We start from the raw sequence: 25,743 nt of genomic DNA on the forward strand, positions 1-25,743 counted from the left end.
TCAACTCAATAGTGTTTAATAGAACGTATGTTCGATAATATTGTGATGCTTGTTTTAATGGTGGTTGCTGTCGTAATAACCGCCATTGTTGTGCTGGCTATTGTTAAGCGCAACTCTGGAACGCAAGGCGCTAATGGCGTAAACCAGCGCGAATTTAACGAATTGCGCTCGCAGTATGAACAAGCGCGCGCTCAAGCTCAAGAAAATGGCAATCAAGCTATACGGTATCGCACGCAAGCAGAGCAGCTTGCTGAACGATTAAAGTTTGTTGAAGCGGAACTTGCTAAAGCGCAGCAAGCAGAACAATTGCGAGTGAATCGCGAAGAACAATTGCGCGCAGAGCGAGAAGAACGCGAACGGTTAAATCGTGAAAAAACTTTGAAAGAGCAAGGTAAAGTCTTAGAAGCGCTTGCTCCAGTAAAAGACAATCTCGAAGCATTGAAGAATAAAGTTTCGCAGATTGAAGAAGGACGCAAACAAGAAATGGGTGTGCTGAGCACTCAGCTTAAAGGCTTAAGCGAGCAGCAAACAAGACTTGACCGCGAAACAAGTTCGCTTTCTGCAGCATTGCGAAACAACAAGGTTCGCGGAGCTTGGGGCGAGGCTCAACTAAAGAATATTGTTGAATCTGCAGGCTTGCTTGAGCATGTTGATTTTGATACGCAGGTTGTTGTAACTGGAGTAAATGGCGAACAGCAGAGGCCGGATATGGTTGTGCATCTGCCAGGAGGCAAAACAATTCCAGTTGATGCAAAAGTTCCGTATGCGGATTATCAGCGCGCTTGCGAAATCCTAGATAACGCAAGTGACGAAGAATTAGCTAGAAGGAGCGAGCTTCTAAAAGCGCATGCTAAGGCTTTGCGAGAGCATGTTAGAGTATTAGGGGCTAAAGCGTATTGGCAGGCTTTTGAAACAGCACCAGATTTTGTAGTTGCATTTATTCCAAACGAAGCATTGCTTCAGGCGGCTCTTGAAGCGGATCCAACGCTTATGGATGATGCTTTTGCGCAAAAAGTAGCACTCACTTCACCAGTTACTTTGTGGGCCGTGCTTAAGTCTGTTGCGTACGCATGGCAGCAGCAAAGTCTTACAGATGATGCAAAAGAACTTTTCGATTTATCTCGAGAATTATATGATCGCTTTGCGGTTCTTGGGGAAAATGCTTCAAAACTTGGCGTATCTTTGGCAAGAACAGTTGCAGCTTACAATAAGTTTGCTTCCTCACTTGAGTCTAGAGTGTTGGTAACAGCGCGTAAACTTCAGAAGTTAGATCAAAGTAAAGTTATTGCTTCAATAGATCTTATAGATTCCGATAAAGCTGATGTTAAAGAGCTGAGCGCTCCGGAAGTATCAGTAGAAGATCGTTAAGCATAAAAACATTAAAGCATCAAAAATTGAAGAACTCTAACGCTAAGGAGTGCAAAAATGGCAGAATTACAAGAGGAACGCGCTGAGCTTAAACGCATGCTTTGTGCAGATATGATTGCGAAACCATTTAGTGAACTGTTTTCTGTTACATTTGCTCAGCGTGGCTCTGAGCTGGTTGGAGATGTTCTTTTTGACGCAATTGAGAAAGCTGGGTATTCGTTAGAACGCGATGTTGACGCTGTTGGCGCGTTAACTGCTGCTGCAGTGCCTATGGTTTTTGCGCTTATTCATGCTGCAGAACGTAAAGGAATTGCACTCGACGGCTTTGTTATGGATTTTGTTTTTCCTGCAACAAAAGGCCCGTCAGTTAAAGGCAAGCGAGTGCTGTTGCTTGACTCTTGGCTTTCTGAAAAATCGTATGTTCAAACTTCTTCGCTTGTGACTTTACGACACGGAAATGAATTAAGTCTTGATTTTGGCATTGTTAATCAGCAAGGCGCGCAAATTCTTGCTATAGTTGCATTAATTGGTGGTGTTGACGCCGACGAACAAGGCACAAGGCATCTTCAATTAGTAAATCCAATAAGTGAGGAGAGTACTAAAATGGCATTTGTTCAAGCTTTCGATGAAGAAGAATTACGTGCAGATGCAGATCACGACGATTGCTGCAACGACAATTGCTGTGGCGGTCATTGCGAGGTTAAATGCACTGGTGATTGTGCTCATGATGGTTGCACTGAGTCTTGCTGCGAGGATAACTGCTGTGGTGGCCATTGCAAGTCAAGTTGCACAGGTGATTGCGCAACTGACGGCTGCCAAGACTAGTTGCAAAGACTAGATGCCAATACTAAGCAAAAGTATTAACGGAGCAAAACTTATACATGCACGAACCGAATCCAATTACTTTGGCTGCAAAAGCTTCCGATGAGCCAGAATTCCGACCTATAGGAGTTGGCCCGTGGGAAGAAGAGCATCCAGGTGAGCCTCGTCCAGATAATCCAGAATCGCCAAATTATGATGCGCGGTTTAGCACTGAATTACTAGACGAAGGTGACCAGCGTAACGTTCTAGACCGCTACCGATACTGGAAAGTAGAAGCTATAAAAGCGGATCTCGATTCTAAAGGACGCCACGAGTTTGAAGTAGCTGTAGAAAATTGGACTCACGATTTCAACATAGGCTCTATGGTTCGCACTGCAAACGCGTTTACAGCGAAAAAAGTGTATATTGTAGGGCCTCATAAATGGAATCGTAAAGGCTCGTTAATGACTGAGCTTTACCAATACGTTGAGTGCTGCCCAACTATTGAAACTCTAGTAAATAATTGGCGCGAAAATATAGCACGAGAAGCAGAAGAAGCGCATCAACTTTTGCTTAAAGCGCAGGCAGAAGGCAATAAAGAAGCCGAAAAAATCGCAAATATCAAGGAACAAGACGCTAAAAACGCTCGCGTTATAGCGCTCGATATTATTCCAGGCGCAGTTGCTATGGAAAACTACAAGTTCCCTAAACGTTGCCTTATGCTTTTCGGTGCAGAAGGTCCAGGTCTTTCTAAAAAAGCGTTACAAATGGCGGATGACGTTGTTTATATTTCGCAATTCGGCTCTGTTCGCTCACTAAACGCAGGAGCAGCCGCAGCTGTTTCCATGCACGCGTGGATTGCGCAACATGCAGCACCAAATTGCTGAATCTTAATTAAAATCTTAATTAAAATTTCAGCAGCAAAATTTCAACAAAAATATTAATCAAAACGCAATAGCCTGTACTTATAAACGCTTACATTTAATCTATATTTTTTTTTATTTGTGATATTGTTAAGTTATGTTAGAATTCCAACATATTACAAAGCGTTTCGGCGCAAAAACAGCGCTTAACGACGTTTCTTTCGTCGCCGAAGACGGTAAAGTCACGGGCTTTTTAGGTCCTAATGGCGCTGGTAAATCTACTACCATGCGTTGTGCGTTAAATCTTATTCATGCCAATAGTGGTACTTCTCTTATTGACGGAAAACCTTACGCAAAAATCGCATCCCCAATGACAGAAGTTGGCGCAGTTCTTGACGCAAAGTCTGCCCACAGAGGTCGTTCCGCTTACAATCACTTGTATTCATTGGCTTTAACTCACGGAATATCAAAAAAGCGCGTTGACGAAGTGATTGATATTACTGGTTTAACTAGTGTAAAAACCCGCAAGGCAGGTTCATTCTCGCTTGGCATGAGCCAGCGTCTTTCGATTGCTGCAGCACTTTTAGCAGATCCGCACAATCTCATTTTGGATGAGCCAATTAACGGATTAGACCCAGAAGGCGTTAAGTGGGTTCGTGAATTATGCAAGTATTACGCAAGTCAAGGCAGAGCAATTCTGCTTAGTTCGCACTTAATGAGCGAAGTTGCGCTTACTGCAGATAACCTTGTGATTATTGCGCATGGCGAAATTTTGGAGCGCACAACAGTTAAAGACTTTGTTGACGCTCATTCGCAGCACGCTGTGCGACTTGTAACGCCAGAAGGCGAAAAACTAAAGTCTGTGCTTGCTCAAAATCATCCTGAATGCAAGATTTTGTCGTGTAATCGCACTCCACAAGACGTTCAAGAAGGCGAGCTCCTCAGAATAACAGGATGCGAGCTCAACCAGATTGCGCGCGAAATTGCAGATAATCAAATTCTGGTATATCAGCTAAATCAGGAGCACGCTTCGCTTGAGGAAGCATATTTGGCCCTTACGCACGGCCAAGAGCAGTACGTGACTAGGACTATTCCTTCCGAAAACTTAAATCCTGCTGAGCAAAGCGTAGCTCAATTTAATAATCAGGGGAGTGCAAAATGAGTGAGCAAGTAGCAAACCAACAAGTGCAATTGGCTGAATCTAACGCACGTCAATCCAACGCATACAAGACTGGCCGCAGTATGAACGGGCAACACTTGCGTTTAACATTTATGCACACGCTTAAATCTGAAATTGTTAAGCTGCGCGGACTTGCGTCTACGTGGTGGTGCATGGCATTAACAATTGTTTTGCCAGTAATTTTCAGCTTTATAATCGCGCTTGTGCAGAAAGCAATGTCTAAAGTTGACATTAAGAATGGAGCAAATCAAAGTAAATCAAGCGCTGCAATTACTGTTGGACCGAGCGATAAAAGTGACCTTATTGCATCTCAAGAAAGCATTTTCCGCTTGGTCGTTAGCTTTGCTTCTATATCTTTGATTGTTTTGGCGATTTTTGCAGTGCTTGCTGTAACTGCGGAACATTCTACGACTTCAATTCAGGCTTCTCTTACGGCTGTACCTAAAAGGGGTATGTTCTTTACGGCTAAGTTTATTGCGGTTGCAATCTATGTTTTTGTAGCCCAACTTATTGCAATGGCAGTTTCTTTAGCTGCTGCAGAATTAGCTTTTATGGGAGATAACATTTCCGGATTATCGGGAAGCAACGTGTGGAAATTGCCGCTTACTCTGTTCCTTGGCTCTCCTGCAATTATGGTTGTTGTGTCAGCAATGGCCTACGGTTTTGGCATGATTTGCAAGTCAACTGCTGGCGGAATTATGTGCGTTATTGGAGCCGTGATGATTCTGCAGGCCATTGTTAGCATTATTATGCTTGCAAGCAATTTTGCGAAGTGGACTTCAATACTTATTCAGATTTTGCCAGGCAATGCTGCAAGCCAATTCTTAGGAGTCTCCGCTAGTTCTGGGCGGCAACTTCCACCAAACGCATATGTTTTTACATGGTGGCAATCAGGCTTGGTGGTTCTCGCTTGGGGCGTAGTCATGTATGCAATTGGCCACGTTGTTGAAAAACATCGCGATATTTAACTACAAATAATATTTAGCAAACAACAAGGGCTTTATCTCGTAACCGACTACAAGATAAAGCCCTTAATTGTATTCACTTATATTTAATTTATTATTTATTAAATTATCTTTATTAAGTTATTTTTTGAAATTGTGATAAGTATCAGTCGTTCTTCACAGTTTCAGCAACTCGTGGCCACAAGGTGGTGCCCCAGTTCTTGATTGTGCGCTGGCGAACCAGTGGCAAATCGGAACGGTCATATACTGTACGCCATGGTTCCCAAGCCAAGCCGGTCTTCTCAACAAGCTTGATGCGGAGGTTACGCACATTGCCCTTGAACTGAATAGTGGTGTTGAAGTGAGCTGTACGATACTTGCCATTGCCTTCCCAAGCGCGAGAACGCACGTAAGGAGTGCCGTCAATTTCGGTGCCGTACTCATCCCAGTAGATGTAGTAGCGAGCTACGTAAGCTCCACGGTGATCCAAAGTCAAGTAGCCGTCGCGGTAGGAAGAAACCTTGGTTTCAACGTAATCGCTATTGGTTTGCAAAGTTGCTACTTCGTTATCCTTGACGAAGGAAGTGGTGTAAGCAATTGGAACTGCTGGGCTGGAGGTGCTCAAATTTGCGCCTTCTTGAATCAAAGCCTTCAACGTGTCGACGTTGCCGGTAATAACCTTGGCTGCACCGTTTGCGCTGCCGCCGAGAATTACAGCAGTTACAGAAGTGTTCTGCAAAATGCGGTGGAACTCGGTATTTGGCTTGATTTCAACACCCTTGATTGCAGCTTCAACAGCAGCCTGGAAATCGGTGCTCTTGCTGCGGGTGTCGAACTTTACGTACATTGAACGACCGTAGGCTACGTTGGACACATATACTGGCGGACGCTGGCTGTCTACTCCTCGATTCTTCAAGCTTTCTGGCGTAGTGCATGGTGCGAAGAAGTCAGCTGGGCTATCTGGAGCATCAACACTTACGGTGTAGTAGGTCTGCTTGAAGTTCACAATTTGAGTCTGCTTTTCGCCCTTGTGCACAGCGTCGAAATCAATCTTCAGCGGAACGCCAATCTTGGCGAAATCAGCACCAAACTTTGCTTTGAGTTGGTTCATGCTTTGTGCGCTTGCAGAATCGTACTGCATGCGAGCTGCAACATGATGGCTTGCAGCATACTGTGCATTCCACTTGGAAACTAAGCCGTTCACAGCGGAAGTTACAGAGCTCTTGGTTGGGCGCTGAACAGTTACAGCACTTTCCCCGCCGTGGAATCCTGGTAAATCAACGCTCAACGTGATTGGAGCGCGGTTTGCGGAAATCAGACTTGGCATATTGTCCATCAAATTCTTATCAGCGCGGAAAAGAGCACCTGGGTATACGCGATCATCGTTGGCGGAAGTAACCGACAAGTTTGAAGTTGTATTGGTGATGTTCTTCTTCTGATGCTCAACAACAACGAATTCACCGTTCTTGTTGAAGCTATCGCTAGAGAATTTGTTGTCAATGGTTTCGCCATGACGGGCGAGAATGTTTGTTTTATCGTATTGCAAATCCCACAAATAATTATTCAACGAGTCCTTCTTGGCTGCGCAAGATGCGGCTGGTTCAGAATCCTTAGCGGAAGGAGTGGCCATTGCTGGTGATGCTAAGCATTGTGGAATAATAGTTGCGCCCGCGAGCAACAACATTGCTGCATTACGGTAGAACTTTGAGTTCTTCATATGTGTCCTTCGATTTTTATTAGATTATTTTTTATTAGATTATTTTGATGAGATGCTGAAATTTATATGCTTCAATGCATAATGTGCCTCAGTGCATTAGTTTTTAGCGTCTCACAAAACACGATTATTACACACTTTTTATTTATGTGATAATCGCTTAAAAAATTTTTTTATTTTGAAAACAAGAGTTTAAATATCGTTGAAATATCAACAATTTTTGGTTACGTCGTTTTTGCTTATGCGGCGTGTTGATATAGCAATTGCTGCAAATTTTGAAATTTTATATGCGTAATAATTTTGTGAAAACGCGCACGTGCGGTATGTGGATATAATAGATTTTTTCAGCTTTGAAAGGTCACGCATCACACATATAGTTGGGGTTATGCCTACATTCACACGAGAAGAAATTGAGCATTTGGGCGTTTTGTCCCAGATTGCTTTAAGCGACGAGGAAATTAGTCGCTTGCAAGGCGAATTAAACGTCATTGCAGAATCTATTAATAAGGTGCAGGAAGTTGCTGGCGAAGATGTGCCACCTACTGCAAATCCAGTGCCTCTGGAAGCTTATTTGCGCCCTGATGTGCCTGCTACACCATTGACTCAAGAAGAAGCGCTTTCTGGTGCGCCTAAGAGTGAGTCTGGCATGTTTGTAGCACCTCGCATTTTAGGGGAGGAGTGATATGTCGAATACTCAAGATTTAGTAAAGCTTTCTGCTGCCGATATGGCAAAGGCTGTAAAAGCTAAAGAAGTTTCTAGCCGTGAGCTTGTTGAAGCTCACTTGGCAGTAATCGAATCTGCTGAGCCAGAAATCAAGGCATTCTTGCACGTTTCTGCAGATATTGCGCTTGAGCAAGCAGATGCTTTTGATAAAAAGAACGCTAATGGTGAGACTGAGGGATTGCCTGAGTTGGCTGGTGTGCCAATTGCCATTAAGGACATGATTGTTACTAAGGGCATTCCTACTACCGCGGCTTCTAAGATTCTTGAAGGCTGGGTTCCACCTTACGATGCTACTGTTATTGAAAAGCTCAGAGCAGCTGGCATGCCAATTCTAGGCAAGACTAACCTAGATGAATTTGCTCAGGGTTCTTCTACCGAGCATTCTGCTTATCAAACTACTTGCAACCCTTGGGATACTGAGCGCGTTCCTGGCGGCTCTGGCGGTGGCTCTGCTGCGGCCGTGGCTGCATTCGAAGCTCCTATTGCTTTGGGTACAGATACTGGTGGCTCTATTCGCCAGCCAGGCGCTTTAACTGGTACAGTCGGCGCAAAGCCAACTTACGGCGGAGTCAGCCGTTTTGGCGCAATCGCTATGGCAAGCTCCTTGGATCAGATTGGACCTGTTTCTCGTACCGTTCTTGACTCTGCGCTTTTGCAGGAGATTATTGGCGGCAACGATAGGCGCGATTCAACTTCGATTCCAGCTCCTGTTCCTCCAATGGCTCAGGCTGCGCGTGAAGGCGCTCGCCGTGATTTGAAGGGCGTAAAAGTTGGTCTTGTTAAGGAGCTTAGCGGTGATGGTTTCCAGCCAGGCGTTGAAGCTCGCTTTAACGAAGCTGTGCAATTGCTTAAGGATATGGGCGCAGAGGTTACGGAAGTTTCCTGCCCTCACTTCCCTTACTCACTAGCTGCTTACTACATTATTATGCCTTCAGAAGTTAGCTCCAACTTGGCTCGCTATGATGGAATGCGCTACGGTTTGCGCGTAATGCCACCTGCCGATAAGCCTCAGACTGCTGCAAATATGATGGCTGCAACTCGTGAGGCTGGTTTCGGCGACGAAGTAAAGCGCCGTATTATTCTCGGTACTTATGCTCTTTCCGCCGGCTACTATGACGCGTGGTACGGTTCTGCTCAAAAGGTTCGTACGCTTATTATTCGTGACTTTGAAGAAGCATTTAATAAGGTAGATGTTCTCGTTTCCCCAACAAGCCCTACAACGGCATTTAAGTTCGGCGAGAAGATGAACGATCCGCTTTCCATGTACATGAATGATATTGCTACTATTCCTGCAAACATGGCTGGCGTTCCAGCTTTGAGCCTTCCAGCTGGCTTGAGTGACGACGGCTTGCCTGTTGGTATTCAGATTATTGCTCCGCAATGCCATGATGAAAAGATGTACAAGCCTGCAGCAGCCTTGGAAGCTGCTCTCGAAGAGCAGTGGGGCGGCCCAATCTGGAAGTCGCTTAAAGCTGGCTGGCTCGATTCATTGGCTAAGTAAAAGTGAAGTAAAGCTTAAGTAAGAAGGATTCTCATGGCTGAAAAACTTATGAAATACGCCGATGCTGTTGAGCAGTTTGATCCAGTATTCGGTTTGGAAACGCACGTTGAGCTTTGCACTCGTACGAAGCTGTTCTGCCCAGCAGAAGTATCTTTTGGTGGCGAGCCAAACACTCAGCTAACTCCTGTAAGCCTTGGTTTGCCAGGCTCTTTGCCAGTTGTAAACAAGACTGCGGTTGATTACGCGATTAAGCTCGGTTTGGCGTTGCATTGCGAAATCGCTGAGTGGAGTCAGTTCGCTCGTAAGAACTACTTCTACCCAGATATGCCTCGTGATTATCAGATTTCCCAGTACGATAAGCCTACTAATGGCAACGGTTACTTGGACGTTGAGCTGGAAGACGGCACTGTGTTCCGCGTGCCAATCGAACGTGCTCACATTGAGGATGACGCTGGTAAGAATACTCACGTTGGTGGTGCTGACGGTCGTATTGAAGGCGCAAATCATTCGTTGGTTGATTACAATCGTGCAGGCGTGCCTTTAATTGAGATTGTAACTAAGCCAATCGAAGGTGCGGGCAGCCGCGCTCCAGAAATTGCTGGTGCTTATATGCGTGCTATTCGCGATATTGTTCGCGCTCTTAACATTTCCCACGCTCGCATGGAGCAGGGAAATATGCGCGCTGACGTGAACGTTTCGCTTCGTGCAAAGCCAACCGATCCATTTGGTACGCGTTCAGAAACTAAGAACGTGAACACATTCCGCGGAATTGAAAAGACGTTGCAATATGAGATTCGTCGTCAGGCTGCTATTTTGAGCGAAGGCGGCGAGATTTTGCAGGAGACACGCCACTGGGATGAGGCAACTCAGACCACTGCTGGCGGTCGCGTAAAGTCGGATGCTGACGATTATCGCTACTTCCCAGATCCTGATTTGGTTATGCTTCACATCACTAAAGAGCATATTGAGCAAATGAAGGCGCAAATGCCGGAAATGCCTCGTGAGCGTCGTAACCGTTTGCAAAGCGAATGGGGTATTAGTGATCTTGAAATGCGCGATATTTTGAACGCAGATGCTCTTGATTTGGTTGAAGAAACCGTTAAGGCTGGCGCAACTGCAGCGGGCGCTAAGAAGTGGTGGCTTGGTGAGCTTGCTCGCGAAGCAAACGCTCGTGGCGTAACGTTGGAAGAATTGCCTATTACTCCGCAAGATGTTGCTGAAGTTGAAAAGCTAATTGCAGACGGCAATCTTAACGATAAGCTCGCTAAGCAAACTGTTGCTTGCGTTTTGTCTGGTGAGGGTAAGCCTGATGAAGTTGTTAAGAAGCACGGATTCAAGGTTATGAACGACGACGGTGCTTTGGAAGCTGCTGTTGACGCTGCTCTTGCAGCCGACCCTGAAGTTGCTGAAAAGCTTAAGGCGGGCAATATGAAGCCGATGGGCGCGATTATTGGTGCTGTTATGCGTGCAACTAAAGGTCAGGCAGACGCTAAGGCTGTTACTAAGATCGTTATGGCAAAAATCAAGGGCTGAAAAACCAAAAGCTAAAAAATTTAATATTTGATAACGCTAATGTATAAGCGCAAAAGCGTAATCAATATCAAAAAGTAAGTGCTGCGTACTTGCTGCATAATCAAATCAGATTTGTTTGTGTAGCAGGTGCGCAGAATTTGCTATTTAGAAATATCGTGACGCATTTTTCGTCTTCTGGATTATCATATATTATGCGACGTGAGAATTATGCGAAGGGCTTAATACTCAAAGGCACAATACAAGTAGGTGACTATGCAACAAACCAATGATGGTGTGAACAACTCTCGCGAGTTACCAAAATCTATAGTAATCCCTCCAATTCGTGGAGAAATGGCGCATCTTCGCCCAGCAACATGCGATGATTTACAGCGTATGGATGAGCTTTGCGCATATGATAACGCTTCGGTTATTACCGGAAAAGATTCTCAATCTGAGCGATCTATGGTTCATGCGTGGGTTGAGCGTTCTGTTCAGTGGTCTAATGACGGTTTTGCTGTTGAAAAAGCTGCTGAATCATGTCGTTTTGCTGGGGATATACAATCTCGTCCTACAATTGCTTGGGCTATAGTTCCAGATGTTTTAGATGATGTTAAGAATACTTCTGGTGCGATTATTGGCATGATTTTTCTTATTGACATAGATGGGTGGTCTCGTTCTGCGCGTATTCAAGTTGTACTTGGCAAGGATTATCGCGGACGTGGCTATTCGCGCGATGCTATGCCTCGAGTGATGACTTACGGTTTTGCTTCAGAGCCAGTAGGTTTAGGATTACATCGTATTTGGGTTGGTGTTCCTGCTACAAATACTCGCTCGCTTTCTGTATATCAATCTCTTGGTTTTGCACAAACCGGTACTGCGCGCGATGCTTTGTGGGATGCGCAAAATCAAAAGTATCAAGATTTTGTTGTTATGGATACGATTGCAGATGAGTACGATGCAATTCGTTCTCTTGATGCGTTTGGTCTGCATGTTATAGAGGAAAATCCGGGAGTAGTGGAAGCATTGAGTGCACACGAGCACTCAATGGCTATACCGGTGCGTCGTGATAATCTTGATGAAGAATGGCCTTATAATGCAAATAACACCGAAGGTAGTTCTTCAAAAAGAGCTTGGTGGCGCATTATAGGTCGCGGTCGTAAACGTAACACCAATACGGAAGGGAAGCAATGAGCGCCGAAGATCTCGACAATTATGAAACCGATGCTGAACTTGCGTTGTATAAAGAATATCGTGATGTTATTAAGCTTTTTACGTACGTTGTAGAAACAGAACGCCGATTCTATTTGGCAAATAAGGTTGATTTCAACGTGCGTTCGGCCGGCCAAGACGTTTATTTCGACGTTCAACTTACAGATGCGTGGGTTTGGGATGTTTATAGGCCTTCGCGTTTTGTTAAAAATGTGCGAATAGTGACTTTTAAGGATGTTAATGTTGAAGAAGTGCAGAAAACAGACATTGATATTCCGGAATCTATCGCGTGATAAGCGTATGCTCAATAAAGATATATAGAAATTTTACCTAGCACAAAATGTGTTTTTGTAAAAATTGATGTATTAAGGTATGGAGGACAAGTGACGGATACACAATCCCCAAAGAAATCTGTTGTGATTATTGGCGGCGGTCCGGCAGGGTTGACGGCAGCCTGGGAGCTCGTTAAAGATGGCGGTTCTAGTCGCTATGACGTAACGCTGCTCGAAGCAACGCGTGAATTTGGTGGTATTTCGCGTACTGTAAAGTACAACGGTAATCGTATGGATATTGGCGGTCACCGTTTCTTCTCGAAGGATGATCGCATTATGCAGTGGTGGCGTGAAATGTTGCCGTTGCAGGGTGCGCCTTCATACGATGATAAGAAGCTTGGTCGTCACCATGACTTGGAACCAGGTGGACCTGATCCTGAAGTTGAAGACGAAGTTATGTTGAAGCGCCATCGCGTTTCGCGCATTTTCTGGAATCATCATTTCTTCGATTATCCGATTTCTCTTTCCGCAGCCACCTTGCGCTCTATGGGCTTTATTTTGACGATGAAGGTTGGTTTTAGCTACTTGTGGTCGATGATTCACAAGTTGCCAGAAACTAATCTTGAAAACTTCTACATTAATCGCTTTGGTAAGAAGCTTTATTCAATGTTCTTTGAGGGTTATACCGAGAAGCTTTGGGGTAGGCATCCAAGCCAGATTTCTGCAGATTGGGGTGCTCAGCGCGTTAAGGGTTTGAGCATTGTTGAAGTTTTGAAGAATGCTTTTTCTAAGCTTTTCCCTAAGAAAAATGGTAAGAAGAAGGAAGTAGAAACCTCATTAATTGAGGAATTCTGGTATCCAAAGCTTGGCCCTGGTCAATTGTGGGAAACTGTTGAACGCCGCTGCCGTGAAAATGGTGCTACTGTGCGCACAGATGCAAAGGTGGTTGCTATTAAGCAGTCTGATGGCAAGATTTCAAGCGTTGTTATTGAAGATGCCAACGGTGAACGTTCTGAATTGCATGCTGACGAGTTTGTTTCCTCTATGCCTATTAAAGATTTGGTTGCAGCTCTTGAGCAAGGTACAAATGGTGACGAAAAAGCTGAAGTTCCAGCAGAAATGCAACGTGTTGCCAAAGGTTTGCCTTATCGCGATTTTGTGACTGTAGGTTTGCTTGTTAAGCGTGTTCGTCTGCGTAATACTACTACTATTCCAACGCTTGGTAATCCTCCTATTGTTCCTGATTGCTGGATTTATGTGCAGGATCCTGGTTACAAGGTTGGTCGTCTGCAAATCTTCAACAACTGGAGTCCTTATCTTGTTAAAGATGTTGACAACACTGTTTGGATTGGTCTTGAGTACTTCTGCGAAGAAGGCGACGACTTCTGGAATATGAGTGATGAAGACGCTCGTAAGATGGCTATCGACGAATTAACTCGCATGCAGGTTATTAATGGCGAAGAAGATGTTCTTGATTCCCATCGTGAGCGTGTTCCAAAGGCTTACCCAGCTTACTTTGACACTTATGCACAAATGCCTGAGTTGATTAAGTACTTGGATAGCTTCGGCAACTTGTATTGCGTTGGTCGAAACGGACAGCATCGTTATAATAACCAGGATCATTCCATGGCTACCGCAATCGAAGCTGTAGAAAATATTCACACTGGCGCAGAATCTAAAGCAAATGTGTGGTCTGTAAATACTGAAAAGTCTTATCACGAAAAGAAGTAGTAAGTATTTATAAATAACTTAAGTAAAAATTAAGCTAAAAGTAGCGTCAATAGTAGTGGCATAATCCATTATTATTGGCGCTTTTTTATTAGAATATTCAGTTTATAATTTAAAAATAATTAGACTTGCTGGCGCGTCGCGGTTTGCAGCGTCGTAGAGCTGTAGTAGCATACATAATGTTCGTGGTTGTGTACATTGTTATGTAGTAATCATGAGTTCGTGACGGATTTTCCGTAATCTTCCATACAAAGGCTTACCGGTAGTATACTCCGTGTGAGTTAGGGAAAGGTAAAATTGTGGCAACAAGCCAAAATCTTGAGAAAATGAAGCTCTCAGAATTGAAAGATCTTGCGAAGCAAATGGGTTTGCGTGGCACTTCGACCATGCGTAAGCCTGAATTGTTAGCTACATTGAATGCGGCACGCAATGGGGGAGAAGCGCCTGCCGGTGTAAGTGTTCGCACGCCTTACAATTCTACGAGTGCAAGTAAGTCTGCAGATACTCGTGCAGATAATGAAGAAGTTCGTTCGTTGGGCGACGATAAAGACTTGGAAGCGTTGGAAAACTTAGTGCCAAATGCAACTAATGATCGTCGCAGGCGCGACGAAGATTTTGGATCTAAGAATTATCGACGAGATAACAATCGTAATTCTTCTTTCCAGCGTCGTCGTGTAAATGATGAGCGAGACAACAATCGTGATCGTCGTGCAGAAGGAGTAGATTCGCGCGATTTAGATCAGATTTTGGCAACTTTGCCAGGAGATGAATCTCGCTCTGAAGGCGAATCTCGTCGACAGCGTGGAGCTTCTCGTGATTTTGATCGAGAAGAGCAAGATAATAAGTCGGAGCGTTTCCAGCGTCGCATGCGTGGTCGAGGTAGAGATTATGAGGATGATCGAGAGGATTATTCTGATCATGATGATCGCCAAGATCGACAGGATCGCCAGGAACGTCAAGATCGTAAAGATCGCTCTGAGCGCAATTCTCGTTTAGACCGTGATAATCGTGAGAGCCGCGAAGAGCGCGATTCTCGAGAATCTCGCCGCGAAGAGCCTCAGGAAGATCTTGTTCCAGTCGCAGGTATTGTTGATGTGCTCGAATCTTATGCATTTGTACGCACTTCTGGCTACCTTCCAGGACCAAATGACGTGTATGTTTCAATGAGCCAAATTAAAAAGTATGGTTTGCGCAAGGGCGATGCTGTGCAAGGCTCTATTCGTGCACCTCGCGAGGGTGATCGCAGGAATCAGCGTCAGAAGTTTGTTCCGTTGCAAACTGTTAATAGCATTAATGGAATGAGTGTTGAAGAAGCTCAGAATCGTCCGCAATTTGCTAAGCTTACGCCGCTGTACCCTAATGAGCGCTTACGCCAAGAAACTACTGCTAATCGCATGCTTGGTCGTGTTATTGATTTGGTTGCACCAATCGGTAAGGGTCAGCGCGGTTTGATTGTGTCTCCTCCAAAAGCTGGCAAGACTATTACGCTGCAAAATATTGCTAACGCTATTACTACGAACAATCCTGAAGTGCATTTGATGGTTGTTCTTGTAGATGAGCGTCCAGAAGAAGTTACGGATATGGAGCGTACGGTTCAGGGTGAAGTGATTTCTTCAACGTTTGACCGTCCTGCTTCCGACCATACTACAGTTGCAGAGCTTGCAATTGAGCGCGCTAAGCGTTTAGTTGAGCTCGGCCAGGATGTTGTTGTTTTGCTTGATTCTATGACTCGTTTGGCTCGTGCATACAACATCGCTGCTCCTGCTTCTGGACGTATTCTTTCTGGTGGTGTTGATGCTCAGGCGTTGTACCCACCAAAGAAGTTCTTTGGTGCTGCTCGAAATATTGAAGACGGCGGCTCTTTGACGATTATTTCTTCCGCTCTGGTTGAAACTGGATCTAAGATGGATGAGGTTATTTTCGAAGAGTTCAAGGGCACTGGCAACATGGAATTGCGTTTGAGCCGCGACTTGGCAGATAAGCGTCTGTTCCCTGCTGTAGATATTAATGCTTCTGGAACTCGTCGTGAGGAATTGATTACTCCGGCTAACGAACTTCCTATTATCTACCGTTTGCGTCGCCTATTTGGCGGTCTTGAGCCTGAGCAAGCGTATCAGACTTTGATTCCTCGCTTAAAGAAGACTGCTTCAAACCGTGATTTTTTGGCTGCTATTGTTCAGCAAGCAAACGGTTCTTCAAATACTTCTGCGCCAACTGCTGCTTAAGTGATTTGAGTGTTATTTTTAAGTTTGTAAGCTGAAAAATAACAGAATAAATGATTTTGCGCACAATCTTAAGAATCTATCCTAGGATTGTGCGCTTTTATTTATTGCTTTTAATTGTTGCTTTTAATTGTTTTTACGCATTATTAGCAGCCTGCTGCTCAAGCGCAAACTTTCGCATGCGAGCCACAGCTTCCTTAAGTTCTTCCGATTTTCCAGCATAAGAAAGTCGCACAAATCCGCTTCCTTCTTTTCCGAAAGCTTCTCCAGGTACAACAGCAACTTTTTCTTCTTCCAAAAGTCTTCTGCTGAATTCTTTGGAAGTTAATCCAGTTGGGCGAACGTCGACGAAAACGTAGAAAGCTCCTTGTGGCTCAATAAGTTTTAGTGCGTCGCAATCTTGTAATGCGTTAAGTACCAGATTTCGTTTTTCACGGTATTCTTCACGCATTTGACGAACATGATCTTGAGGTCCGGTAAGAGCAGCAACTCCGCCGTATTGTGCAGTCGAATTGACGGAAGAGTGTATCATTTCCGCAATTTTACTGCTTTGCTCAATAACGTTAGCTGGTGCAAGAATATAGCCGATTCTCCAGCCGGTCATTGCGTAAGTTTTAGACAAACTTTCTACAATAATGGTTCTATCTTTCATTCCTTCAACTGCTGCAATAGATGGCGCTACAGCATCTCCTGCAGGTTCTGTGTCAGGGTCACTCGCGAATACAAATGGATGATACACTTCGTCAGAAATTACCCACAAATCAAATTCTTTACATAATTCTGCTACTTCTGCAAGTTCTTCGGCTGTAGTTACTGCGCCAGTTGGGTTGCAAGGTGAGTTGATAATAATAGCTTTAGTTCGTGGAGTAATTGCTTTGCGTATTTCTTCAGCATTAACATGCATTCCATGTTCAGGTTTAAGGGCAACTGTTACAGGAGTTGCGTCGCACATTAACACTTCTGCATCATAAGAAGTGAAGTATGGGGAAGGAATAATTACTTCGTCGCCCGGATCAATTACTGCTTTAATAGCTAAATATAAACCAATTGTAGCGCCGTCAACTGCTTGAATTTCAGTATCGGCGTCATAAACTAAGCCTTTCACTCTCTTTGTGTAATCAACTGCAGCTTTGCGGAATTCTGGAATTCCTAAAACGTCGGTATATTTTGTTTTTCCGGCTTCAATAGATTCGCAAGCTGCTTTAACAATATGATTGGAAGCGGTTTCGCCAGGCTCTCCTAGGCATAGTGAAATAGCATCAGGGATTTGTTCTACGCGGTCAAATACGTCACGAATACCAGATCTAGGTATTGAGATTGCGTGTTCTGCTACAACAGCCATATTATCTCCCTATACTCTTTCGACAATAAATATTATTATTTAGTTTATATTTTTTATTATTTTTCCACAAAAAAACTGAATAAAGCAAGGTATAAAAAAATTTTTTATATTATTTTGTTCTTTTTCTGTAAAAAATAAGGTAACATAGGTATTGCTGCCTGCCGGCGCTAGCATAAATCCGACTATAATTCTCGTTCAGCGTCGATTAGAGAATGGAGAAAATATGACAGGAAGTTCCCGTAAAGTTGAAGGCGCTTTGCCAATGGATTCAACCGATGGAGTTATTGTAGATATTCTCGAGCATGATGGTCGTGCCACGTTAACGCGTTTAGCAAAGGCTTCAGGATTATCTGTTTCTGCCGTGCAGTCGCGTGTTCAAAAGCTTGAGCGCAAGGGTGTTATTACTGGTTATCGTGCGCTTATTGATTACGAGCGTCGTGGCTTGCCAGTTAGTGCATTTGTGTCAGTTACTCCGCTTGATTTTGGTAAGGAAGCAACAATTCCTACAAAGTTGCGCGATATTCCTGGTATTGAAGCGTGCTATTCCGTCACAGGAAGCCCAAGTTTTATGCTGGTAGTTCGTGTTGCAACGCCAAGTAAGTTGGAAGAGCTAATCAATACTATTCATCGCATTGTGCCAGTAAGTACGGAAACCACAATGGTTTTGCAGACTTATTTTGATTAAAGTTTTGTATAAATCATATTATGTGTGATTTTTCTGAAACGACAATTAATCCGAGCAATACTTCATTAAATAAAAGTTGTGAAGATGCTGCGGATAAGATTTTAACGCTGCGCAAATCGATTGATAATATTGACGGTGCGGTTATTGCGCTTCTATCGGAACGTTTTAAGACTACTAATCGCATTGGTGAGCTTAAAGCTAAAGCTAAATTTGCTCCTTTGGATTCTAAGCGTGAGCAGGAGCAGGTTCAGCGTCTGCTAGATCTTTCTGCTGCTGCTGGCTTAGATGAATCAATCGCATTGCAATATCACAAATTTGTAGTTACAGAAGCTAAAAAGCGTCATCAAAAGATGCAGTCGTAACTTAAAGCGTTTCAGTTAGTAAGTTATTAGAACAGCTTTTGTAACACTTTTGTGTATTTGTGTAGCTTTGTGAATTATAAAGGCGGATAATACAAGTATGACTATTGCAACCGTTGAACGTTACGCGCATATGCTTGATGCTGCAAGTCGAGGTGGCTACGCGTATCCTGCTATTAATGTTACAAGTACTCAAACGCTTAATGCGGCTCTTCAAGGTTTTGCGCAAGCTGAGTCTGATGGCATTATTCAGGTTTCTGTTGGCGGTTCGGCTTATTTTTCTGGGCAGTGCGTAAATAATCGCGTTGTTGGCTCTCTTGCGTTTGCTGCTTTTGCGCATGAAGTTGCATCTCAGTATCCAAATATTACTATTGCTCTTCATACCGATCACTGTGCAGAGGCTTATCTTGACGACTGGATTCGACCGCTTTTAGCTAAAGAAGCAGAGCAAGTAAAAAAGGGGGCAGAGCCTCTTTTCCAATCGCATATGTGGGATGGCTCAACAGTTAATTTGCAACATAATTTAGATGTTGCAGAAGAGTTACTTGACGCTTCGCAAAAGGCTCGTACAATTCTTGAAATTGAAATTGGTGCGGTTGGTGGAGAAGAAGATGGGCATCGTGCCGATATTGACGAGCGCCTATATTCTACGCCTGAAGATGCTTTACGCGTTGTAAAAAAGCTTGGTTTGGGAGAGCGCGGCAGATATATGGCAGCGTTTACTTTTGGCAATGTTCACGGAGCATATAAGCCTGGCGTTGTAAAGTTACGTCCGCAATTGTTGCAAGAAATCCAACAAACTGTGTACGAAGAATATAAAGATACTTGCGATACTCGTACATTTGGCGCATCTAAAAAGCCTTTCCTGCTGGTATTCCACGGAGGATCTGGCTCTACTGCTCAAGAAATTGCAGAAGCTGTGCGCTACGGCGTAGTTAAAATGAATATTGATACGGATACGCAATATGCTTTTACTCGCGCTATTGCAGGACACATGTTTAGCAATTACGATTCTGTTCTTAAGATAGATGGCGAAGTTGGAGAAAAGAAACTTTACGATCCTCGTTCTTGGGGTCGTGAAGCTGAAAAAGCCATGGCTCAACGCGTGGTAGAAGCTTGTGTGCAGCTTGGTTCTGCTGGTAAAGCATTGAAATAGTTAGCTTTAATACTTAAAAGATTTTTCTTACCTCTTAATCGGTAGGGGCGTAGCGATAATCTTGTCAGGTAGGATTGTGCAAATTTGGGCAACGTTAGCCCAAAAAATGGAGGTGCGGCATGCCTGGTATTGTGCTTATTGGCGCTCAATGGGGTGACGAAGGTAAAGGTAAAGCAACAGATTTAATTGGATCTAAAGTTGATATTGTCGCACGTTTTAATGGTGGCAACAATGCTGGCCATACCGTTGTAGTTGGAGATAAGTCTTACGCGCTGCATTTGCTTCCAAGCGGCATTATTAGCCCTAATGTAACCCCTGTAATTGGCAACGGCGTTGTTGTTGATCCGGAAGTTTTGTTTGAAGAGATTGATGCTTTGGAATCTCGTGGAGTTGATTGCTCACGTTTGCTGGTAAGCGAAGCTGCGCACATTATTACGCCGTACCATCGCGTAATAGATAAGGTTACAGAGCGTTTCCTTGGAAAGCACAAAATTGGTACAACCGGTCGCGGTATTGGACCTACTTATGCGGATAAAATTAATCGCGTCGGAATTCGCGTACACGATTTATTTAATGCTGAGCATTTGCGTGACAAAGTTGAGGCGAGCTTGCATCAAAAGAATCAGATGCTTGTGAAGCTTTATAATCAGCATCCTATTGATATTGACGCTGTAACTGCCCAGCTTGTTGAGCTGGGTAAGCGTTTGAAGCCTTATGTTGCTGACACTTCGCTAGTTTTGAATAAGGCAATGGATGAAGGCAAAACCGTTCTGTTCGAAGGCGGACAAGCAACGATGCTTGACGTTGACCACGGCACCTACCCATTCGTTACTTCTTCGAATCCTACTGCTGGCGGCGCTTGCACAGGTACGGGCGTTGGTCCAACTCGCATTACTCGCGTAATTGGTGTTGCTAAGGCTTATATCACTCGTGTTGGCGAAGGTCCATTCCCAACTGAGCTTTTGGATGAGCAGGGCGATTGGCTGCGTGAGCAGGGTCATGAGTATGGTGTTACAACAGGCCGTCCTCGTCGCTGCGGTTGGTTTGATTCTGTAGTAAGCCGTTACGCAACTCGCGTAAATGGTTTAACAGATATTGTTCTTACCAAGCTTGATGTTTTAACAGGCTTGAAGGAAATTCCAGTTTGTGTAGCTTACGACGTGACTTTGGCAGACGGAACTTGCAAGCGCGTGGAAGAAATGCCTGTGGACCAGTCTCTATTCGCTTGTGCAAAGCCAGTTTATGAGATGGTTCCTGGTTGGAGCGAGGATATTTCTCAAATTCACAAGTTTGAAGACTTGCCTCAGAATACTCAGAATTACGTGAAGCGTTTGGAAGAGCTTTCTAATTGCCGTATTTCTGCCATTGGCACTGGCCCGCAGCGAGATCACATTATTAGTGTTCACTCTCTGACTGACTGAAATTGTTTATTGGCTGATGATTAACTTAACAAAACGGCACTTCTCAATTGAGAGTGTCGTTTTGGTTTATGCAAAGAGTTTTGTAAAAGAGTGCAAATGAGTAAAACAAGCGAGAAAAATTGTAAAAATAGCCGCCGCTTATACCTTTTAGTTTTTATTGGTGGCACTTTAGGAGCATTTGTGCGTGGGGTAATTTCTTCCTACGCGCCTCTAATTTACCCGGTAAATCTACAATCTTCTATATTTGGTCAGCTTACTTTAGGCACTTTTTTGTCTAATATGATTGCTTGCTTTATTTTCGCTCTTGTTACTGCAATATCTGTTAAAGCGTTATCTAAAGAAAAGCAAACTTTTTATAAATATGCTTTAGGAACGGGCTTTTGCGGCGGATTGTCAACTATGTCTACTTTCGCATTTGAAAGTGCAGTGTCTTTTGTTACTCCGCGCATGACGTTTGCTATTTTGGGTATGGTTCTTTCCTTAATATTTGGCGTTTTTATGGCGTTTTTTGGCAGTTGGATTGGAACTGGAATTGCAAAGCGCATTAATAGCAAGCAAGAGCAAACTGTTCAAGAAGATAATACTAAGGCGGTGAAGTGATGAATCCATTGTACGTTTTTACTATATTTGTTTTGCCTTGCTTCTTTGGCGGTTTGGGTGCTGTTTTAAGATGCGCAATGACTAAAAAAATTTCTGCAAGCCATGATAGTAGAATTCCTGTTGCAACTCTGTTTATCAATTGTGTAGCTTCGTTTGCTTTAGGAGTTGTTTCTAATGTTTTTATGGCTGCAGTAACAATTTTTGGCGCTAATTTTGTTTATTTGATGATTTTGGGATTCTTGGGTGGATTTTCCACGTTTTCTACCGCGATTTTTGAAGGTGTGGATCTTATTCAAAGAAAGCGCATAAAAGATGGCATTTTTCTACTTTGTGCGGAGCTTATTGCGCCATTTTTGTCTGCTTCTATTGGTTATGTTGCTTTGCAAATTTTGTTATTCCAAATTTTTAGTATTTAAAAGTTAAGTTTTGCGCGCAGAATCGAGTAGTTGTGAGCTTTAAGAATGTGGTGAGCTTTTTAAGTAAGCAGTCAAAGCAAATATTAGAAACTTTTTGTCAGCTTCGCTGGAAAGTAATATTAGCGGGCGTTTTAGTTGGCGTAGTTTCCGGTTCTCTCGTAGCTTTCTACAGATTTGGCATTGAGTATGGTACTGATTTTGCGCGTTGGATGTACTTGCAAATTTTGCATAACACATGGTGGATTGTGCCATGCTTAATTTTTGCCATAATTGCAGGCCTGATTATTGGTTGGATGAGCGTTAAGGAAAGCATGGCTTCCGGAAGTGGTATTCCACAAGTTGTTGGCTACGTTCGCCGCGGTTTGAATATGCGATGGCACACTATTTTGCCGGTGCGTTTTGTTGGCGGTTTGCTAGGTTCTTTATTTGGATTGTCGCTTGGGCGTGAAGGTCCGTCAATTCAAATCGGCGCGTGCGGCGCTCAAATGTTGTCTCGAATCTTCCGTAAAGGAAAGAGAGACGACATTGAGGAGCATTATATTGTAACTGCTGGTGCTGCTGCTGGTCTTTCTGCAGCATTTTCTGCTCCTCTTTCTGGAGTTATGTTTGCTTTAGAAGAAGTACAGCATGGAATGTCGTCTACAGTTTTAATGGGCGCTGCTGTTGCTTCTCTTTTTGCTGATTTTGTTTCACAAAGCTGCTTCGGTTTGCGCCCAGTACTTGATTTCGGCCAAATTCCAGATTTGCCAATGGGATTGCATATTTGGCTTATTCCACTTGGTATTTTTGCCGGATTTGTGGGCTCTTTAATGAATCGTTCTCTTCTTGGGTTGCAAACATTGTATGGATATTTGCCTCAGTGGATGCCGGTTGTAGTAGCCTGCTTAATTGCAATACCAGTTGGTTTATTCCTTCCAGAAGTCCTTGGAGGCGGATCTAACTTAGTGCGTCTTTCGGAATATGGAAAAATAAGTATTGCGATGCTCTGTTTGCTTTTTGTTGCAAAAATGCTTTTTACGTCAACAAGTTTTGGTTGCGGTGCTCCTGGAGGCATTTTTATGCCAATACTTGCTGTTGGTGCGCTCGCAGGCGGAGTCGCAGCTCGCAGTATCACTAGCGTTTCAGCATTTGGTATTGACGCAAAATTCGTATCTGTGTTTGCAGTTTGTGTGATGGCTGGAACGCTATCTGCTTCTGTAAAAGCTCCACTTACTTCGATTTTGCTAACAGTTGAAATGTCTGGAACTATGATCCATACACTTCCAGTGGCAGCTTGCGCATTTATTGCGTTGCTTGTTTCGGATATTCTAAAAACTAAGCCGGTCTATGGTGAACTTCTTGAACGGTATATGCAATCTCATGGAGATCTTGTTCTTAATAATGCGCTAATTGCCGAATGATTAATGTTTTAACCACATTGATTTAATTTTATTGCAAACCAACTTGCGTATGCGTTTCAATAGGCGCATGAGTACAAATATTGATTTAAATAACAAGTTGGTTAGCGCTAGGCAAACTGATTCAAGCGGTACTAGTAATTTAGCTAGATTTAGTGCGTCGAAAGACGTTAATCGTTACGTTTACCCGCCTCAAGCGTCGAGCTATTCTAATCCAAGCGCAATTCGTAGCGATTGTGTTAATTCATCTACTCTTGTAGACGATCATACTGTAATAACTACTATTGCGCCCAAAAATCGCAATATTTCATTACAAAATCTGAATCAGTCTTTGTGTGAATATTCAGAAGAAGCGCCGCTTGAAAGCGAATTTCTTGAGGCGCTGCCTTCGAATATATTGGTTGGAACTGCGGCAACTGATGGAATTGGTTTGAGCACGTTATTGTCTATTATGGCTCGTTATGTAAGCAAGCAAGGCTACAGTGTTGCGATTGTAGATGCTGATTTAACGCATGGCGGTTTGGATGTTTTGTTGGGGTTAGAATCCGATGAAGGTAGGCGCCTGCAAGAAGTAGAAGCACCTCTTGGTCGTTGCGATGGATATGTGCTAAAAAATGAGCTTATTCATTGGGATGATGTTGATGTTTTAGCATTTTCTCCTTGGCGCAGCGAGCGTCCAGAGCCGTGGGTTGTTGAGGCTGTAATTCGCGCTTTGGCTGAAGCGTGCGATGTGGTTATTGTAGATATTGGATCTGGGAAATCCTCAGTTGAAATTTACAAAAGTATTCCCCAACTTTCTGCTTCTGCAACGCTTGCTTCTGTTGAATTATCTGTTCTTGATTTAGCTCGTTTTCGCGCATATTCGCATGTGCTTAAGTCAACTTGCAATGTTGATATTAGCAGCGATGACTTTGCCGCAATAGGGATGTGCCCTAGAGGTCTAAAACAAAAATCATATGTTTTAAGTGTTGACGAAGCTTCTGAATATCTTTCAATGCAGATATTAGGGTTTTTGCCGTATGATTCAAACCTTCATGCAGACATTATAGGAGGATACGGTATTCGCGAAGTCCCTTCTTGTATGAAATCTGCTATGAAAAAACTAGGAAACTGGCTTTTTACAGAGGCAATCTTTAGCAAAAAAGAAAGTTCAAGCAAACGTCGTCACTCTAAATTTAGTCATTTTTCATATTCAAGGGGAAAGTATGGTCGTAAATAATTCTCGCGATATTGATTTCGGAATTTTGCAGGAATTTGCAAATGATTCACGAGTTACAGATATGGTTGTGAGCGAAGATGGACGCGTGTGGGTAGATTGTGGTCAGGGTTTAAGAGAGGGTAAGCCTAGAGTGCCAATGCATAGCCCTAAATTATTAAGAGAGTATGCAGTGTGGTTATGTGCTCAGCTTGGCAAGAGGCTTGATGATGCTTGCCCTATTGCAGATGCTTCAACTAACTCTGGTATTCGTATTCACGCGGTTTTGGCACCAGTTGTAGCACAAGGTGCAGCTTTGTCGGTGCGATTCCCAACTTTAAAAAAGTATGATTTATTAGCATTAAGTGGCCAAGGAATGTTTCCTAAAGAAATTGCGTATATTCTTGGATTCCTTGTGAAATTAAAGGCAAACATATTGATTACAGGCAGCACTGGTTCTGGTAAAACTACGCTTATGAAAGCTCTTCTTGCTATGGCGGATGCGCGTGATCGAATTATTTCTGTGGAAGAAACTCGTGAATTAGGTGAGCTGACTGCAAATCATGTTTCGCTAAGCGTTCGCGAAGCTAATGTGGAAGGGGTTGGAGAAATTGGGTTATCTCAATTAGTAAAAGCAACTTTGAGGATGCGCCCAGACAGAATTGTTTTAGGCGAGTGCAGAGGGGAAGAAATTGCTGATTTGCTACGCGTTTTTACTTCCGGCCATAAAGGCGGCATGACTACGATTCATGCGGATGAAGTAGAAAAAGTTCCTGCTCGGCTTATGGCTCTTGGCTTGCTTGCAAAATTAGAGCCTGCAGCATTATGCGCTTTGGCTGCAGGAGCTTTTGATGTAGTAATTCATGTGGAGCGTGCTTCGGATGGCAGACGTATGGTTCGCGAAATTGGTGTTCTGCAATATTTGCCTGCCGCTTCAGCTTTACAAGGCAAAGCAGTTTTGCGTTTGGAGCGATGTTTTAGTGATGGTAGTATCCGTGTTCTTGTTTTACCTGAGTGGAAAAAGTTTGCTAAGTGTTGGCGGCTTCCAGAAGATATTAGTAACATTTTCGCGCGTAATTTTAGTAAAAATAATTTTAATCAGCGTAATTTTAATCAAATAGCTTCGTAACTTTC

The 25,743-nt window shown here is 43.5% G+C and carries 23 protein-coding genes; 21 read left to right on the top strand and 2 right to left on the bottom strand.

Annotated elements, in window-relative coordinates; translation table 11 throughout:
* Positions 1-27: 27 nt before the first annotated feature.
* The 5 genes from ACJV7B_RS03300 to ACJV7B_RS03320 all read left to right on the top strand — a co-directional run bounded on the left by ACJV7B_RS03300 (position 28) and on the right by ACJV7B_RS03320 (position 5,180).
* Complete coding sequence (locus tag ACJV7B_RS03300) at positions 28-1,368, top strand: DNA recombination protein RmuC (RefSeq protein ID WP_419388967.1); 1,341 nt, start codon at positions 28-30, stop codon at positions 1,366-1,368.
* A 57-nt stretch (positions 1,369-1,425) separates the two neighbouring features.
* A complete protein-coding gene (locus tag ACJV7B_RS03305) occupies positions 1,426-2,193 on the top strand; it encodes a type I phosphoribosyltransferase (RefSeq protein WP_419388968.1) in 768 nt (255 codons plus the stop codon).
* A 56-nt stretch (positions 2,194-2,249) separates the two neighbouring features.
* Complete coding sequence (locus ACJV7B_RS03310) at positions 2,250-3,056, top strand: TrmH family RNA methyltransferase (RefSeq protein WP_415707242.1); 807 nt, start codon at positions 2,250-2,252, stop codon at positions 3,054-3,056.
* 133 nt (positions 3,057-3,189) lie between these two features.
* Positions 3,190-4,194 carry an ATP-binding cassette domain-containing protein gene (locus ACJV7B_RS03315; protein ID WP_419388969.1) on the top strand — a complete coding sequence of 335 codons (1,005 nt, stop codon included), beginning with the start codon at positions 3,190-3,192 and terminating at the stop codon, positions 4,192-4,194.
* Positions 4,191-5,180 (top strand): ABC transporter permease subunit, encoded by a 990-nt coding sequence (locus ACJV7B_RS03320; protein ID WP_419388970.1) that lies wholly within the window; start codon positions 4,191-4,193, stop codon positions 5,178-5,180. The genes ACJV7B_RS03315 and ACJV7B_RS03320 overlap by 4 nt, the downstream gene beginning before the upstream one ends.
* 142 nt (positions 5,181-5,322) lie before the next feature.
* Here the strand turns inward: ACJV7B_RS03320 and vly are convergent, their stop codons facing one another.
* Positions 5,323-6,873 carry a cholesterol-dependent cytolysin vaginolysin gene (gene vly / locus ACJV7B_RS03325; RefSeq protein WP_419388971.1) on the bottom strand — a complete coding sequence of 517 codons (1,551 nt, stop codon included), beginning with the start codon at positions 6,871-6,873 and terminating at the stop codon, positions 5,323-5,325.
* A gap of 382 nt (positions 6,874-7,255) precedes the next feature.
* Between vly and gatC the strand changes: the two genes are divergently transcribed.
* The 7 genes from gatC (at position 7,256) to rho (ending at position 16,041) form a co-directional block, all read left to right on the top strand.
* Entirely contained in the window at positions 7,256-7,552 is a 297-nt protein-coding gene (gatC, locus tag ACJV7B_RS03330; protein ID WP_004126322.1) for an Asp-tRNA(Asn)/Glu-tRNA(Gln) amidotransferase subunit GatC, read from the top strand.
* Between the two features lies 1 nt (position 7,553).
* Positions 7,554-9,095, top strand: coding sequence for an Asp-tRNA(Asn)/Glu-tRNA(Gln) amidotransferase subunit GatA (gene gatA / locus ACJV7B_RS03335; RefSeq protein ID WP_419388972.1), 1,542 nt, complete (start codon positions 7,554-7,556; stop codon positions 9,093-9,095).
* A gap of 33 nt (positions 9,096-9,128) precedes the next feature.
* Positions 9,129-10,628, top strand: coding sequence for an Asp-tRNA(Asn)/Glu-tRNA(Gln) amidotransferase subunit GatB (gene gatB, locus ACJV7B_RS03340; RefSeq protein WP_419388973.1), 1,500 nt, complete (start codon positions 9,129-9,131; stop codon positions 10,626-10,628).
* Positions 10,629-10,880: 252 nt separating this feature from the next.
* A complete protein-coding gene (locus ACJV7B_RS03345) occupies positions 10,881-11,798 on the top strand; it encodes a GNAT family N-acetyltransferase (RefSeq protein WP_047923620.1) in 918 nt (305 codons plus the stop codon).
* Positions 11,795-12,109, top strand: coding sequence for a DUF2469 domain-containing protein (locus tag ACJV7B_RS03350; protein ID WP_004105898.1), 315 nt, complete (start codon positions 11,795-11,797; stop codon positions 12,107-12,109). The genes ACJV7B_RS03345 and ACJV7B_RS03350 overlap by 4 nt, the downstream gene beginning before the upstream one ends.
* A 90-nt stretch (positions 12,110-12,199) precedes the next feature.
* Positions 12,200-13,819, top strand: coding sequence for an NAD(P)/FAD-dependent oxidoreductase (locus ACJV7B_RS03355; RefSeq protein WP_004136495.1), 1,620 nt, complete (start codon positions 12,200-12,202; stop codon positions 13,817-13,819).
* A gap of 296 nt (positions 13,820-14,115) precedes the next feature.
* Positions 14,116-16,041, top strand: coding sequence for a transcription termination factor Rho (gene rho / locus ACJV7B_RS03360; protein ID WP_119521067.1), 1,926 nt, complete (start codon positions 14,116-14,118; stop codon positions 16,039-16,041).
* Positions 16,042-16,174: 133 nt separating this feature from the next.
* On the opposite strand, the gene ACJV7B_RS03365 is transcribed toward rho, so the two are convergent.
* Positions 16,175-17,380: a pyridoxal phosphate-dependent aminotransferase gene (locus ACJV7B_RS03365; protein WP_004136489.1), complete on the bottom strand. Its 1,206-nt coding sequence runs from the start codon at positions 17,378-17,380 to the stop codon at positions 16,175-16,177.
* A gap of 223 nt (positions 17,381-17,603) precedes the next feature.
* Here ACJV7B_RS03365 and ACJV7B_RS03370 point away from each other — a divergent pair, with 223 nt between their 5' ends.
* The 9 genes from ACJV7B_RS03370 (at position 17,604) to ACJV7B_RS03410 (ending at position 25,738) form a co-directional block, all read left to right on the top strand.
* Complete coding sequence (locus ACJV7B_RS03370; RefSeq protein WP_004126304.1) at positions 17,604-18,065, top strand: Lrp/AsnC family transcriptional regulator; 462 nt, start codon at positions 17,604-17,606, stop codon at positions 18,063-18,065.
* 20 nt (positions 18,066-18,085) lie between these two features.
* A complete protein-coding gene (locus tag ACJV7B_RS03375) occupies positions 18,086-18,427 on the top strand; it encodes a chorismate mutase (RefSeq protein ID WP_419388974.1) in 342 nt (113 codons plus the stop codon).
* 97 nt (positions 18,428-18,524) lie between these two features.
* Positions 18,525-19,580 carry a class II fructose-bisphosphate aldolase gene (gene fbaA / locus ACJV7B_RS03380; RefSeq protein WP_004136484.1) on the top strand — a complete coding sequence of 352 codons (1,056 nt, stop codon included), beginning with the start codon at positions 18,525-18,527 and terminating at the stop codon, positions 19,578-19,580.
* 119 nt (positions 19,581-19,699) lie between these two features.
* A complete protein-coding gene (locus ACJV7B_RS03385; protein WP_004136482.1) occupies positions 19,700-21,001 on the top strand; it encodes an adenylosuccinate synthase in 1,302 nt (433 codons plus the stop codon).
* A gap of 96 nt (positions 21,002-21,097) precedes the next feature.
* Entirely contained in the window at positions 21,098-21,601 is a 504-nt protein-coding gene (locus ACJV7B_RS03390; protein ID WP_004136481.1) for a fluoride efflux transporter FluC, read from the top strand.
* Complete coding sequence (locus ACJV7B_RS03395; protein ID WP_375169580.1) at positions 21,601-22,017, top strand: fluoride efflux transporter FluC; 417 nt, start codon at positions 21,601-21,603, stop codon at positions 22,015-22,017. Before ACJV7B_RS03390 ends, ACJV7B_RS03395 begins: the two co-directional genes overlap by 1 nt.
* A gap of 32 nt (positions 22,018-22,049) precedes the next feature.
* Complete coding sequence (locus ACJV7B_RS03400; protein WP_375169167.1) at positions 22,050-23,417, top strand: ClC family H(+)/Cl(-) exchange transporter; 1,368 nt, start codon at positions 22,050-22,052, stop codon at positions 23,415-23,417.
* A gap of 67 nt (positions 23,418-23,484) precedes the next feature.
* On the top strand, positions 23,485-24,633 hold the full coding sequence (locus tag ACJV7B_RS03405) for a CpaE/TadZ family protein (protein WP_375169166.1): 1,149 nt from the start codon (positions 23,485-23,487) through the stop codon (positions 24,631-24,633).
* Positions 24,620-25,738: a CpaF family protein gene (locus ACJV7B_RS03410; protein ID WP_375169165.1), complete on the top strand. Its 1,119-nt coding sequence runs from the start codon at positions 24,620-24,622 to the stop codon at positions 25,736-25,738. The genes ACJV7B_RS03405 and ACJV7B_RS03410 overlap by 14 nt, the downstream gene beginning before the upstream one ends.
* Positions 25,739-25,743 lie beyond the last annotated feature (5 nt).

The sequence above is a fragment of the Gardnerella bretellae genome (assembly GCF_048545135.1).
Taxonomy (GTDB): domain Bacteria; phylum Actinomycetota; class Actinomycetes; order Actinomycetales; family Bifidobacteriaceae; genus Bifidobacterium; species Bifidobacterium greenwoodii.

Excerpts from the sequence above, each read along its gene's own strand:
- ACJV7B_RS03300 (WP_419388967.1), top strand. The coding sequence starts at position 28 with ATGTTCGATAATATTGTGATGCTTGTTTTAATGGTGGTTGCTGTCGTA.
- ACJV7B_RS03305 (WP_419388968.1), top strand. The coding sequence starts at position 1,426 with ATGGCAGAATTACAAGAGGAACGCGCTGAGCTTAAACGCATGCTTTGT.
- ACJV7B_RS03310 (WP_415707242.1), top strand. The coding sequence starts at position 2,250 with ATGCACGAACCGAATCCAATTACTTTGGCTGCAAAAGCTTCCGATGAG.
- ACJV7B_RS03315 (WP_419388969.1), top strand. The coding sequence starts at position 3,190 with ATGTTAGAATTCCAACATATTACAAAGCGTTTCGGCGCAAAAACAGCG.
- ACJV7B_RS03320 (WP_419388970.1), top strand. The coding sequence starts at position 4,191 with ATGAGTGAGCAAGTAGCAAACCAACAAGTGCAATTGGCTGAATCTAAC.
- vly (WP_419388971.1), bottom strand. The coding sequence starts at position 6,873 with ATGAAGAACTCAAAGTTCTACCGTAATGCAGCAATGTTGTTGCTCGCG.
- gatC (WP_004126322.1), top strand. The coding sequence starts at position 7,256 with ATGCCTACATTCACACGAGAAGAAATTGAGCATTTGGGCGTTTTGTCC.
- gatA (WP_419388972.1), top strand. The coding sequence starts at position 7,554 with ATGTCGAATACTCAAGATTTAGTAAAGCTTTCTGCTGCCGATATGGCA.
- gatB (WP_419388973.1), top strand. The coding sequence starts at position 9,129 with ATGGCTGAAAAACTTATGAAATACGCCGATGCTGTTGAGCAGTTTGAT.
- ACJV7B_RS03345 (WP_047923620.1), top strand. The coding sequence starts at position 10,881 with ATGCAACAAACCAATGATGGTGTGAACAACTCTCGCGAGTTACCAAAA.
- ACJV7B_RS03350 (WP_004105898.1), top strand. The coding sequence starts at position 11,795 with ATGAGCGCCGAAGATCTCGACAATTATGAAACCGATGCTGAACTTGCG.
- ACJV7B_RS03365 (WP_004136489.1), bottom strand. The coding sequence starts at position 17,380 with ATGGCTGTTGTAGCAGAACACGCAATCTCAATACCTAGATCTGGTATT.
- ACJV7B_RS03370 (WP_004126304.1), top strand. The coding sequence starts at position 17,604 with ATGACAGGAAGTTCCCGTAAAGTTGAAGGCGCTTTGCCAATGGATTCA.
- ACJV7B_RS03375 (WP_419388974.1), top strand. The coding sequence starts at position 18,086 with ATGTGTGATTTTTCTGAAACGACAATTAATCCGAGCAATACTTCATTA.
- fbaA (WP_004136484.1), top strand. The coding sequence starts at position 18,525 with ATGACTATTGCAACCGTTGAACGTTACGCGCATATGCTTGATGCTGCA.
- ACJV7B_RS03385 (WP_004136482.1), top strand. The coding sequence starts at position 19,700 with ATGCCTGGTATTGTGCTTATTGGCGCTCAATGGGGTGACGAAGGTAAA.
- ACJV7B_RS03390 (WP_004136481.1), top strand. The coding sequence starts at position 21,098 with ATGAGTAAAACAAGCGAGAAAAATTGTAAAAATAGCCGCCGCTTATAC.
- ACJV7B_RS03395 (WP_375169580.1), top strand. The coding sequence starts at position 21,601 with ATGAATCCATTGTACGTTTTTACTATATTTGTTTTGCCTTGCTTCTTT.
- ACJV7B_RS03405 (WP_375169166.1), top strand. The coding sequence starts at position 23,485 with ATGAGTACAAATATTGATTTAAATAACAAGTTGGTTAGCGCTAGGCAA.
- ACJV7B_RS03410 (WP_375169165.1), top strand. The coding sequence starts at position 24,620 with ATGGTCGTAAATAATTCTCGCGATATTGATTTCGGAATTTTGCAGGAA.